General features: G+C 70.1%; 13 protein-coding genes and 1 riboswitch. Of the genes, 6 read left to right on the top strand and 7 right to left on the bottom strand.

Annotated features, from left to right (window positions below; genetic code table 11):
• Window positions 1-135: 135 nt before the first annotated feature.
• From ACFWRV_RS21965 to ACFWRV_RS21945, 5 genes are all read right to left on the bottom strand, one after another.
• Complete coding sequence (locus ACFWRV_RS21965) at window positions 136-1,062, bottom strand: GNAT family N-acetyltransferase (protein WP_384337029.1); 927 nt, start codon at window positions 1,060-1,062, stop codon at window positions 136-138.
• A 4-nt stretch (window positions 1,063-1,066) separates the two neighbouring features.
• Window positions 1,067-1,594 (bottom strand): DUF2269 domain-containing protein, encoded by a 528-nt coding sequence (locus ACFWRV_RS21960; protein ID WP_384337027.1) that lies wholly within the window; start codon window positions 1,592-1,594, stop codon window positions 1,067-1,069.
• Between the two features lie 118 nt (window positions 1,595-1,712).
• Entirely contained in the window at window positions 1,713-2,192 is a 480-nt protein-coding gene (locus tag ACFWRV_RS21955) for an NUDIX domain-containing protein (protein WP_003967847.1), read from the bottom strand.
• A gap of 44 nt (window positions 2,193-2,236) precedes the next feature.
• The gene (locus ACFWRV_RS21950) at window positions 2,237-3,361 is read right to left on the bottom strand and encodes a cystathionine gamma-lyase (protein WP_384337024.1); all 1,125 of its coding nucleotides are present in this window, start codon (window positions 3,359-3,361) and stop codon (window positions 2,237-2,239) included.
• Window positions 3,362-3,504: 143 nt separating this feature from the next.
• A complete protein-coding gene (locus ACFWRV_RS21945) occupies window positions 3,505-3,882 on the bottom strand; it encodes a phage holin family protein (protein WP_383256320.1) in 378 nt (125 codons plus the stop codon).
• Between the two features lie 86 nt (window positions 3,883-3,968).
• On the opposite strand from ACFWRV_RS21945, the gene ACFWRV_RS21940 reads away from it, so the two are divergent.
• From ACFWRV_RS21940 to ACFWRV_RS21925, 4 genes are all read left to right on the top strand, one after another.
• Window positions 3,969-4,286, top strand: coding sequence for a cupin domain-containing protein (locus tag ACFWRV_RS21940; RefSeq protein WP_384337022.1), 318 nt, complete (start codon window positions 3,969-3,971; stop codon window positions 4,284-4,286).
• 157 nt (window positions 4,287-4,443) lie between these two features.
• On the top strand, window positions 4,444-4,656 hold the full coding sequence (locus ACFWRV_RS21935) for a DUF5326 family protein (RefSeq protein ID WP_384337020.1): 213 nt from the start codon (window positions 4,444-4,446) through the stop codon (window positions 4,654-4,656).
• 387 nt (window positions 4,657-5,043) lie between these two features.
• Window positions 5,044-5,820, top strand: coding sequence for an IclR family transcriptional regulator (locus ACFWRV_RS21930; protein WP_384337018.1), 777 nt, complete (start codon window positions 5,044-5,046; stop codon window positions 5,818-5,820).
• Window positions 5,821-5,921: 101 nt separating this feature from the next.
• Complete coding sequence (locus ACFWRV_RS21925; RefSeq protein WP_018957358.1) at window positions 5,922-6,359, top strand: SsgA family sporulation/cell division regulator; 438 nt, start codon at window positions 5,922-5,924, stop codon at window positions 6,357-6,359.
• A gap of 44 nt (window positions 6,360-6,403) precedes the next feature.
• Here the strand turns inward: ACFWRV_RS21925 and ACFWRV_RS21920 are convergent, their stop codons facing one another.
• Window positions 6,404-7,750, bottom strand: coding sequence for a YibE/F family protein (locus ACFWRV_RS21920; protein ID WP_384337016.1), 1,347 nt, complete (start codon window positions 7,748-7,750; stop codon window positions 6,404-6,406).
• A gap of 70 nt (window positions 7,751-7,820) precedes the next feature.
• Window positions 7,821-7,954, top strand: a riboswitch (TPP riboswitch).
• Here ACFWRV_RS21920 and thiC point away from each other — a divergent pair.
• Together thiC and ACFWRV_RS21910 are read left to right on the top strand one after the other, a co-directional pair.
• Window positions 7,947-9,767 (top strand): phosphomethylpyrimidine synthase ThiC, encoded by a 1,821-nt coding sequence (gene thiC, locus ACFWRV_RS21915; protein WP_384337014.1) that lies wholly within the window; start codon window positions 7,947-7,949, stop codon window positions 9,765-9,767. Its footprint overlaps the riboswitch before it by 8 nt.
• A 688-nt stretch (window positions 9,768-10,455) precedes the next feature.
• Window positions 10,456-10,812, top strand: a complete 357-nt coding sequence (locus ACFWRV_RS21910; RefSeq protein WP_384337012.1) for a DUF805 domain-containing protein — start codon at window positions 10,456-10,458, stop codon at window positions 10,810-10,812.
• Window positions 10,813-10,952: 140 nt separating this feature from the next.
• Here ACFWRV_RS21910 and ACFWRV_RS21905 read toward each other — a convergent pair whose 3' ends face one another.
• Window positions 10,953-11,783 (bottom strand): hypothetical protein, encoded by an 831-nt coding sequence (locus ACFWRV_RS21905; RefSeq protein ID WP_384337010.1) that lies wholly within the window; start codon window positions 11,781-11,783, stop codon window positions 10,953-10,955.
• Window positions 11,784-11,969 lie beyond the last annotated feature (186 nt).

Raw genomic sequence — 11,969 nt, 5'->3', positions numbered from 1 at the left:
GGGGCCGGATGGTCGCGGGGACCACCCCCGAGCGGGCCGCCGTGACGGGGGCCCGGCACTGTGCCCCCCCCATCCGGGGGCCGTCGCCCACGCGCAGCAGCCGCACCCCCTCCATGGCGGTGCGGCTGCTGCGCGTCAGCCCGTCGCGACGGTGAGCGGGGCGAACCTGCGGGCGGCGTCACCGGGCAGGTCCGGGATGCCGTACGTCATCACGGTGGTCCGGGAGAGGGGCGCAAGACCGTGTTCCGCCAGCCAGCCGAGCAGTTCCTCGTGCCGGGCGTCGACATCGGCCCGCAGCGGCCGGTCCGTCGTGGCGGCCAGGGCCGCCACCAGGGCCTGTGCGGTGGCCGTGTCCCGTGCGATCAGCGGCCCCACCACCTCGGCGTGCCCGCTCGGCCAGAGCGCCGCGTAGCCGACCAGCTCGCCGTGCGCCTCGGCGACCTGGAGCCGGTCGGAGAAGGCGGGCAGCCGGGCGAGGAGATGCGTCCGGTCGGCGCCGAAGACGGGGAAGTCGAGCCGGACCATCGCCTGCAGGTCGTCCGCCGCGGCGGGCCGTGTGGTCACGGACGAGGCCGGCGGCGGGAGCGTCGACGAGGTGCGGGAGGGAGAGGCTGTGGCCGAGGGGGAGCCGTCGGGGCCGCCCGCTCCGAACCGGCCGCCGACGCGTTCGGCCCGGCCCACGGGGGAGAAGCCGAGGTCTTCGTAGAGCGGCTGCCCCTGCTCGGTGGCGTACAGGGCGAGCGGGGTGTCTCCCACCGTCTCCAACACGTGCCGCATGAGCCGGCGGGCGAGCCCCCGACGTGCGTAGCGTTCGGCGACGAGCAGCATGCCGACCGCGGTGAGGTCGGATCCGTAGGGCATGGTCAGGCAGGTCCCCGCCAGGCCCTTGCCGTCCGGGGCGTCGATCCCGTACCCGGTGCCGGCCGAGAGGAGCAGCCCCCACCGGTGTTCGTCGCGCGGCCAGCCGCGGTCCTCGCAGAGGTCGGCACACGGGACCAGGTCTCCCCGGTTCAGGCGCCGGATCGGCAGGTCGACGAGGGAGCGGGGTGATGGGCTGTGCATGGGGTCAGGCTGTCTGACGAGGTGATCGCGCGTCCACCGATTTGGCGGAACTGGCCGAGAACCGCAGCCGCCTGCCGCGTCGGGTGAGCCCCCAGGGCTTGAGCAGCGAGATCGCGGTGATGAAGAGGTACGTCGCCGTGGCCACCGACGGCGCGATCACAAGATCGATGTCCACCGCCCCGTCGGCGACCGCCGCGTCGATGCCGGGGCGCAGGGAGAAGATCGACAGACCCGTCGTGATCAGGGTCAGCCAGAACTTGGTCCACACCCAGCGGTGGCGCGCCAGACCCCACGGAGTGCCCAGAGCCAGCACCAGGCCGGTCACCAAGGAGAGCAGCGCCACCGGGACCACCAGCCAGTCCCCGAAGATCTTCATGGCCCGGGTGGCGGCGCTCGCCGTGGCGGGATCTTTGGTGAGGAACGCGGTGAGGCCGAGCGCCAGCAGACCGACGGTCAGACCCAGCCAGCTGACGGAGACGGCGACATGGGCGACGAGGAGCCCTCGGCGTACGGGGCGCTTGAGTGGTTTCACGTGAAACACGATGCCGAGCCGCATGCCCCGGAGCGTCCGGCAGCGGGAGTATCCGTGCGTACCTGCCGGGGAGTACGCGCCCGGGCGGGGCCGGGGCGCGTGCCCGATGTGAGGGACGTCAGCCCAGGTCGGGGGCGTGCATCGCCCGTACGCCTTCGATGTTGCCGTCCAGGTAGTGCCGCAGGGACAGCGGCACGAGGTGCACGGCCGCGATCCCGACCCGGCTGAACGGCACCCGCACGATCTCGTACTCCCCGGTGGGCTCGTCGATCTCCGGTCCGTGCCGCAGGGAGACGTCCATCGACGCCAGCCGGCAGACGAAGAAGTGCTGGACCTTCACCCCCGTCACGCCGCCGTCGGCGATGTGCTCCACGGTGTCGACGAAGCACGGGACCACGTCGACGATCTTGGCGCCGAGCTCCTCGTCGACCTCGCGGTGCAGTGCCTCGACGACGGTGGCGTCCTCCGGCTCGACTCCGCCGCCGGGCGTGAGCCAGTAAGGATCGACTCCCGGCTTGGTGCGCTTGATCAGGATGAGATCGTCGCCGTCGAGCAGGACGGCGCGTGCGGTGCGCTTGACCACAGGACGTTCGGTCATGGCAAGAGAGTGGCCCGTGGAGGACCGTCTGAAACTCCCCCGGCCTACCGGACCGCCGCGTCCAGCGCCTGTTCGACGTCGGCGAGCAGGTCCTCGGGGTCCTCCGCGCCGACCGAGAAGCGGATGAAGCCCTCCGCCACGGCGTCGCCGCCCCAGCGGCCCCGGCGCTCCGCGGTCGACCGGACGCCGCCGAAGCTCGTCGCGTCGTCGACCAGGCGCAGCGCGGACAGGAAGCGTTCCGCGGTGTCCCGGTCGGCCAGCTCGAAGGAGACCACGGACCCGAAGCGCCGCATCTGGCCCGACGCGACGGCGTACGACGGGTCGGTGGGCAGCCCCGGATACCGCAGCCCGGTGACCTCGGTCCGCTTGGCCAGTGCCTCGGTGAGGGCGAGGGCGGTGGTGCACTGCCGGTCGATGCGCAGCTGGAGGGTGGCCAGAGAGCGATGCGCGAGCCAGGCCTCCATCGGCCCGGGGATCGCCCCGACGACCTTGCGCCAGCGCCGTACGTCCGCCGTCAGCCGGGGATCGCGGCAGGTCACATGGCCGAGCAGGATGTCGCCGTGTCCGGTCATGCCCTTGGTGTCGCTGGCCACCGAGAAGTCGGCGCCCAGCTCCAGCGGGCGCTGGCCGATCGGGGTGGCCAGCGTGTTGTCGACGGCGACCAGGGCGCCCGCCGCGTGCGCGGCCTCCACCAGCCGCCGGATGTCGCAGACGTCCAGACCCGGGTTGGACGGGCTCTCGATCCACAGCAGCTTCGCCCCGGTCAGCAGGGCCAGCTGGGCGTCGCCGCCGGTCGGTGCGGTCCGGACCTCGACCCCGTACGCCGCCAGTTGCTCCCGCACGAGCGGCAGCGCCTGATAGCCGTCGTCGGGCAGGACCACGGCGTCGCCCGAGCGGACCTGGGAGAGCAGCACCGCGGTGATCGCCGCCATACCCGAGGCGAACACGGTCGTGCCCACCTCCTCGCCGGGAGCCTCCAGCTCGCCGATGGCCCGCTCCAGGTGGGTCCAGGTCGGGTTGGTCTCCCGGCCGTAGGTGTAGGGACCCACCGGCTCGCCGGAGAGGTGGAAGTGGGCTGCGAAGACCGGGCCGGGCAGCGTGGGTTCGAACTGCTCCGGCTCGGGAAGCCCGGCGCGTACCGCACGCGTTCCGTCGCCCATGGTGCTCATGCCTGCTCCTTCGCTGTTCTCCCCGGTGGTGGACCGGTTCTCACCGGTGGTCGGACCGGTGTCCCCTGCACTCTTCCAGAGGCCCGGGAGCGGCCTGACCCGGAGGCCCGGAATCTCGTATCCCGGACTCCGGAATCCCGGACTCAGTTCTCGTCGGGCAGGACGACATTGAGCGCCCAGGAGACGACCGAGATGATCAGGCCGCCGAGCACCGCCGTCCAGAACCCTTCGACGTGGAAGCTGAGATCGAGCACGCCGGCCAGCCAGGAGGTCAGCAACAGCATCAGGGCGTTGACCACCAGGGTGATCAACCCCAGCGTCAGGATGAACAGGGGGAAGGTCAGCAGCTGGACCAGCGGCTTCACCAGGAAGTTCACCAGTCCGAAGATCAGCGCGACCAGAATCAGGGTGAGGACCTTGCGGCCCGTGCTGCCACCCTCCAGCGTGATGTCGCCGATCAGCCAGATGGCCACGGCCAGCGCACCCGCGTTGGCGATCGTCTTGACTACGAAATTCTTCATGTGTCTGATCGTGGCAGACATGATCGGTGGCGGACACCGGCAGCACAGGCACAGCCGACAGCGCGGGCACAAGGGGCGGGACAGCCATGAAGGCATTCAGACTGGACGAGCTGGAGGCGGAGCGGGCCGCCAACGACGGCGCCTATCTGCAGTTCGTGCGGGAGCGCAACATGTCGGTCGGCCTGTACGCGCTGGACGCGGGAGAGCTCGATCCGCAGCAGCCGCACCAGCAGGACGAGGTCTACCTCGTCGTCAGCGGGCGTGCGTCGATCACGGTGGGGATGGAGACGACGCAGGTCGGCAGGGGAAGTGTCGTCTACGTTCCCGCGGGTGTGGCTCACAAGTTCCACCACATCACCGAGGACCTGCGGGTGATGGTCGTGTTCTCGCCGCCGGAGGGCTGAGGCGCCTGTTCCCCGCACCTGCCGGGAGCGCGCGTCCTCCTCGGGGATCCCTAGGGGCGAGATCAGGGGTCTTCAAGGGCTGCCCCGCCCCGGCGGGGCCCGTCGCGCCTTTAGCATCGAGGCAAGGACTCAGAGAGACGAGGTAGAGGCGATGGCCGTGCGGGAGATATTCGCGGGAATGCCCTGGTGGGTGAAGTGGATCGCGGTGCCCGTCATTGCGATCTTCGTGTTCGGCGGTCTGATCGCCAGCGTGGTCGGCTTCGTGGTCGGCTTGCTCTTCAAGGCGCTGATCTTCGTCGTCCTGGTCGGCGGACTGATCTTCGTCGTCCGCAAGTTCATGTCGTCGTCGTCCTCGCGCGGTGACTGGTAGTACACGGACCGCGGGCCGGCGCGGGGACCGGTCCGCTCCGTCCGGCCCGGGCCCACGGGAAGCCGCACGTTCGGCTCCGGCCCGGGAGGATTAGCCCAGCAGAGCTAAGTCCCGGAGGAAACCACCCGTCTGCCGCAGCCGGCCGATACAGTGGCAAACCGCTGCCGCCATCCGGAATGTGACCTTCCGTCACCATATCGATCGCCTGATCGGTCCTGGGTACGACAGTCCGGTCGTTGGCCTCCGATCGCCGGCGCCCGGACCGGTCCTCGCCGGTCACGGGTCACCGGATCTTCGGTCCCCTCCGGTCCTCGGGATCGCGGCAGGCCCGTGGGGGCGGCCCCCACGGGAGGGCCGACGGCCCGTCACCATGCCTGGGGGTGACCTTTGACCACGGCATCGAGCACCGCTGTCCCGACGTTGATCGGTTCGGTTCAGCGGGCGTTGAGGCTGCTGGAGGCTGTGGGCGCCCATCGGGACGGGGCGCCTGCCAAGCAACTGGCGCGCGAGGCGGGGCTTCCGCTGCCGACCGCGTACCACTTGCTGCGCACCCTCACCCACGAGGGCTATCTCCGCCGCGAGAACGGTGTCTTCCTCTTCGGCGCGGCCGCCGAGAACCTGACCGCCGCGCCCGCCGTCAGGAGCCGCCCGCGCCTCACCTCCGTAGCCGACTCCCTCGACCGCTGGCGGGACGTCATCGGGGCGCCGGTGTACTGCGCCGTCTACTGCGACGGCGAGATCGATCTGATCGCGGTCGCGGACGCTCCCGACATCCCGGCGGTGGAGGAGTGGGCCTCGTTCCGGGAGACCGCCCACGCGCACGCCATCGGCCAGTGTCTGCTCGCCCAACTCGACGAGAGGGCCCGCGAGGACCACCTCGACCGGCACCCCGTACGTCCCCTCACCCGTTACTCAGTGCGAGATCGCGCCACGCTGCTGGAACGGCTGCGCACCCTCCGACGAGGTGAACCGGTCATCGAACGCCAGGAGTACGCACTGGGGACCGTCTGCGCCGCGATTCCGGTCACGGCCGGTGCCACCATTGCGGCGATGGCCATTTCCGTACCCCTGGACCGGGAAGATCGGTTGCTGCCCGCAGTCGAACAGCTACGTGGCGAAGTCGCCAGCCTCTTGCGTTCGTTCGTGTTCTCTATCAGTATCTGAAAAATCACTCCTTGTGATCTGCTATCGCGTGCACCACGATGGCGTCAATAGGGCCATGGGGGATCATTCCTGGCCAGTTTCATCTACTGCGGGGTTGAACGATGCGCGAGTCGGTTCAAGCAGAGGTCATGATGAGCTTCCTCGTCTCCGAGGAGCTCTCGTTCCGTATTCCGGTGGAGCTCCGGTACGAGGTCGGCGATCCGTACGCCATCCGGATGACGTTCCATCTGCCCGGCGATGCCCCTGTGACCTGGGCGTTCGGCCGCGAACTGCTGCTGGACGGGCTCAACAGCCCGAGCGGCGACGGAGATGTGCACATCGGCCCGACCGAGCCCGAGGGACTCAGCGATGTGCACATCCGGCTTCAGGTCGGCGCGGATCGCGCGCTGTTCCGGGCGGGGACGGCGCCGCTGGTGGCGTTTCTCGACCGGACGGACAAGCTCGTGCCGCTCGGTCAGGAGCACACGCTCGGTGACTTCGACGGGAACCTGGAGGATGCGCTCGGCCGCATCCTCGCCGAGGAGCAGAACGCCGGCTGACCGGGCGCGCACCCGATGCCCCGTGGCCCCGTCCCGACGCCCCGTCACCCCGTCTTACGGCGACGGCCCCGGCCGGTCCGCGTGGGTGCGGCCGTGGCCGCCTGCGCGCCGCCCGACCCCGCGCGGTCCGCGGAGACGACGAGCGCGGCGAGCACCGTGGTCACCGGCACCGAGGCGACCAGGCCGATCGACCCGACCAGCGTGCGGACGATCTCCTCGGCGACCAGCTCACTGTTGGCCACCGTCCCCACACTGCTCTGGGCGATGGAGAAGAGCAGCAGCAGCGGCAGCGCCGCGCCCGCGTACGCCAGCACCAGGGTGTTGACCACGGAGGCGATGTGGTCCCTTCCGATCCGGATACCTGCCCGGTACAGCCCCTTCCAACCCATCTCCGGGTCCGCCTGGTGCAGTTCCCAGACGGCGGAGGTCTGGGTGACCGTCACATCGTCGAGCACCCCGAGTGAACCGATGATGATGCCGGCCAGCAGCAGACCGCTCATATCGATGTCCGGGTAGAGGCCGTGGATGAGGCCGGTGTTGTCGTCCGTGTTGCCGCTCAGGCTCGCCCACCCGATGAACAGGGAGCCCAGCAGCCCGATCAGCAGCAGTGAGATCAGCGTGCCGATGACCGCGACCGACGTACGGGCCGTCACCCCGTGGCACAGGTAGAGGGCCGCCAGCATGATCGCGCTGGCCCCGATCACCGCCACGACCAGCGGATTCGAGCCCTGCAGGATCGCCGGCAGGATGAACAGGGTCAGCACGGCGAACGACACGGCCAGCGCCACCAGCGCCATCACCCCGCGCATCCGGCCCACCAGGACCACCGCCAGGGCGAAGATCCCGGCCAGCAGCGCCATCGGGACCTTCCGGTTCACATCGGTCACCGAGTACTGGAGGTCGCGCGGCGCGTCGGGCGCGTACGCCACGACCACGCCCTGACCCTCCTTCAGCTGGCGGGGCGCGTCCGGCTGGACCACCTCGACGAACCTGCGGCCCTTGTCGTCGCCGCTGGTCACCTCGACGGTGGCCTTCGCGCACTCCCCTTCCTGCTCGTTGACGGCCTCCCGCCCCGAGGGCGTGGAGGTGTCGCCGGTCGGGGGCACCTGCGCGGCGTTGACGTCCGCGCAGTCGACCTGGACCACCTGGACGACCTTGCCGTCCTGGGTCTGCCGGTCGAATCCGACGCCGGTGCGCTCGTGGTCGGGAACGCCGCCGGGCCAGAACGCGATCAGGCCGACGACGACCGCCGTGGCGAACGGGATCAGTACGGCGGCGATGACCTTGCGCAGGTGCCGGGAGACCGGGGCGGCCGGCCCGTGGCTGTGGGTGTGGCCGTGGGTGTGGCCCTGGGGCGGCTGGGACGCGGGGTCGTTTTGGGGGGAGGTCACGGGGCGATCATCGCAAGAACAGGAGGGCCCTCTGGTCAGCTCGCCGGAAAGGACGCTAGCGTGGAGGCACCTTTGCACACGCGGGAGCTCGGAGCACCGGGCTGAGAGGGCGCTGATCGCCGTACATCCGTACGGGACACGCTGCGCCGACCGCCGAACCTGTTACCGGGTAATGCCGGCGTAGGGAGTAGGTCTCATGACCACAGCGGACGCACGCACGCCTGCCTCGAAACAGAACGACGGAACGCCGGACGGCACGACGCCGGACGCCGGGACGCCGAACGACGAGGCCGGGAAGTCCATCGGCTGGCACAAGGGGTACGTCCAGGGCTCGCGCCCGGACCTCCGGGTGCCGGTCCGACAGGTGCACCTCACCAACGGCAAGGACGTGACGCTGTACGACACGTCGGGGCCGTACACCGATCCCGGAATCGACACCGATGTCCGCCGCGGCCTCGCGCCCCTGCGGGAGAACTGGATCATCGCCCGCGGAGACACCGAGGAGTACGCGGGCCGCCCGGCCCGCCCCGAGGACGACGGGCTCAAGCACACCTCGCCGCGCGGCGGACTGCGCAACCTCGACGCCGTCTTCCCCGGCCGCCCGCGCCAGCCGCGCCGCAGCCGCGACGGGCGCCCCGTCACTCAGCTCGCGTACGCCCGCCGGGGGGAGATCACCCCGGAGATGGAGTACGTGGCGATCCGGGAGAACGTGGCGGCCGAGGTCGTCCGCGAGGAGATCGCGGAGGGCCGGGCGGTGCTGCCCGCCAACGTCAACCATCCCGAGATCGAGCCGATGATCATCGGCAAGCGATTCCTGGTGAAGGTGAACGCCAACATCGGCAACTCGGCCGTCACCTCCTCCATCGAGGAGGAGGTGGACAAGATGACCTGGGCGACCAAGTGGGGCGCCGACACGGTCATGGACCTGTCCACCGGCCGCAACATCCACACCACCCGCGAGTGGGTGCTGCGCAACTCCCCCGTGCCGATCGGCACCGTCCCGCTCTACCAGGCCCTGGAGAAGGTCGACGGCCGGGCCGAGGAGCTGACCTGGGAGATCTACAAGGACACCGTCATCGAGCAGGCCGAGCAGGGCGTGGACTACATGACGGTGCACGCCGGCGTGCGCCTGCCGTATGTTCCGCTGACGGCCCGTCGCAAGACCGGCATCGTCTCGCGCGGCGGCTCGATCATGGCGGCCTGGTGCCTCGCGCACCACAAGGAGTCGTTCCTCTACGAGCACTTCGAGGAGCTCTGCGAGATCCTCGCGACGTACGACGTCACCTACTCGCTCGGTGACGGACTGCGCCCCGGGTCGATCGCGGACGCCAACGACGAGGCGCAGTTCGCGGAGTTGCGGACGCTCGGCGAGCTGAACACGATCGCCAAGCGGTTCGGCGTACAGACCATGATCGAGGGTCCCGGGCATGTCCCGATGCACAAGATCAAGGAGAACATCGACCTCCAGCAGGAGATCTGCGAGGAGGCGCCGTTCTACACGCTCGGCCCGCTGACCACGGACGTCGCGCCCGCCTACGACCACATCACCTCCGGCATCGGCGCTGCGATGATCGCCTGGTGGGGCACGGCGATGCTTTGTTACGTCACGCCCAAGGAGCACCTGGGGCTGCCCAACCGGGACGACGTGAAGACGGGCGTGATCACCTACAAGATCGCCGCCCACGCGGCCGACCTCGCCAAGGGGCACCCGGGCGCGCAGGAGTGGGACGACGCGCTCTCGGACGCGCGGTTCGAGTTCCGCTGGGAGGACCAGTTCAACCTGGCCCTCGACCCGGACACGGCCCGGGAGTTCCATGACGAGACGCTGCCCGCCGAGCCGGCGAAGACGGCGCACTTCTGCTCGATGTGCGGGCCGAAGTTCTGCTCGATGAAGATCTCCCAGGACATCCGCCGTCAGCACGGCGGTTCGCAGGAGGAGATCGAGGAGGGCATGGCCGAGAAGTCGAGGGAGTTCGCGGCCGCCGGCAACCGGGTCTACCTGCCGATCGCCGACTGACCCGCGGCCGCCGGCGGAAACCGGCGGCCTCAGCGGAGGGGGGCCCGCCAGGCCACCAGGCCCGGCCGGTCCGCCTCCGCGAAACCCATCGCGAACGGCTTGTCGCCGTCGTCCGTCACCAGGTGGATGCTGCACTCCGACCGACACGTAGTACGGGAAGCCGCGCCGTTCGTTCTCGTTGAGGCCGAGATCCAGGCCCGCGAGGTCGGCCCTGCTGCCCCGTCGTACGGACGCCAGTGTGGCGGGCAGTTCGAGGACGCCGTCCTCGTCGGCGTCCCACCGGACGCGCATGATGTCGCCCGGCTCCGCAGGACCGGCGGACGCGAGGTCGCTGTCGGCCATGCAGGCGGTGAGGATCTTCCTCCGGCCGGTGTTGGTGGCCTCGAAGGTGAGGTAGTGGGGGACCATGTCCTCCTCCGGACCCCGGACCAGGCTCTACACCGTGATTCTGACGTCAGTAACCCGCGGGCGTTCTGCGCCGATTGATCAAAGTGGGTTGTTTCATTGGTCTTTGTGTCGTTTCGCTGTCTTGTTAAGCGACAGTATGGACACAGTCGTGTGGCAGCTGGATGTACGTTTCCCCGTTGCGTCAACTGGGCTTGACCCGTTCCTTATCTGTGGCTTACTTTCCGGCTTGCTTGGCTGAAAGTTGGCGGCCCCGAACGGGGGCCCGGGGAGGGGATTCACCATGAACTGGTACCTGGCAGTACTCAAGAACTACGCAGGCTTCAGCGGACGTGCGCGCCGCAAGGAGTACTGGATGTTCACGCTCATCAGCTTCGTCATCAGCCTGGTGCTGTCGATCATCGGTGGCCTGATCGGCGCGGAGTTCCTGTCCTACATCTACGCCATCGCGATCATCATCCCGTCGCTCGCGGTCGGCGTGCGCCGCCTGCACGACACCGGCCGCTCGGGCTGGTGGCTGCTGATCGCGCTGATCCCCCTGGTCGGCGCCATCGTCCTGATCGTCTTCCTCGCCTCGGAGGGCAAGCCGGAGACGAACCAGCACGGCGTCAACCCGAAGCTGGCTCCGCAGGCCATCTGATCCACCGCTCCGGTTCCTTCCGGAGCATCTCCCGGGCCGGGCGCGGCACTTGCCGCCCCGGCCCGCGGCGTGTCCGGGAGCCGGAACGCGGAGGAGTCCGCACCCGTGGCGGTGACCGGAGACCGCGGTCCGCGCCGGTCTCAGTCCGGCTGGTGCTCCGGGCCGCCGAAGTCCGGGCTCGTGAAATCGGGGCTGGTGAAGGTCGGCCGGGGGCCGGCCGCCGGGCCGTCGTCCGGGCCGGAGAAGTCCGGTCTGCTGTAGCCGACCTTCGGGATGCGGTTGGGCGAACGGTGCGGGGTTCGCGCGGCGGGCCCCGCGGTGGGGTCGGCCAGGGCGTCCCGGAGGAACGGGAGGATGCCGCGCTCCAGCAGGGCGTGGCGCCACGCCTCCCTGGCCCGCGCCACCTCCTCCGGAAGCTCCTGTTCCTCTTCCTCGGCGGCCAGGGACGTCGCGCCGTTGCGGAGGGCGGTGACGAGCAGCCCGACCGCGGCGACCAGGATCGCCGCGGCGGCGACGCAGGCGAAGAACCATCCGGCCGTGACCATGGAGCGGCCGAACGTCAGCGACGGGCTGACGGCCCTGAGCAGGTAGCCGACGAGCAGGAAGATGACGGCCGCGGTGCCGGCCAGCAGCGGAGTGAGGACCGTGATGACCGCGCCTACGCCGGCGCCCGATCCGGCCGCCGTGCTCTGCGGCCCGTCCAGGCCCGGGAGCCCGTCGGCTCCTTCGGCGGCCGGCGCCCGGCGCAGCTCGCCGCGGGCCTTGACGTAGTGCTCGTACTCGGTGGCCGCGGCCGCGGTGATCAGCGCCGTGGCGCCGAGCGCCATGGTGCGCAGCTGTTCGGTGTTGAGCCGGTCCCCGACGCCCTCCAGGTCCGGGCGTTCGTGAGCGTGGCGCAGTGCGTCGCCCAGGATCCGCTCGTACTCGGGTCCGTCCTCGGCCAGCAGGTGCGGAGCGCTTGTCATCTGCATCCCCCGATGCTCCGTCGGTGCCCGGCTGCCCGCGTGGACCGGGCGATCGGGCGGAAACGGAGGAGAGCCTGCCACTGATAGGCCGATGGTAGAGCGCTCACGGCACGGGGTGACAGGGTGTTTCCAGAATTGGGCCCGGTGACGGGTCCGGCGATCGGCGAGGTCGGCGCGGGCGGAACCTGAAGC

It is taken from the genome of Streptomyces sp. NPDC058576, from assembly GCF_042718715.1.
In the GTDB taxonomy this organism is placed as follows: domain Bacteria; phylum Actinomycetota; class Actinomycetes; order Streptomycetales; family Streptomycetaceae; genus Streptomyces.
Note: the sequence above shows the minus strand (reverse complement) of the source record. Positions and strands in the feature narration are given on the sequence as shown.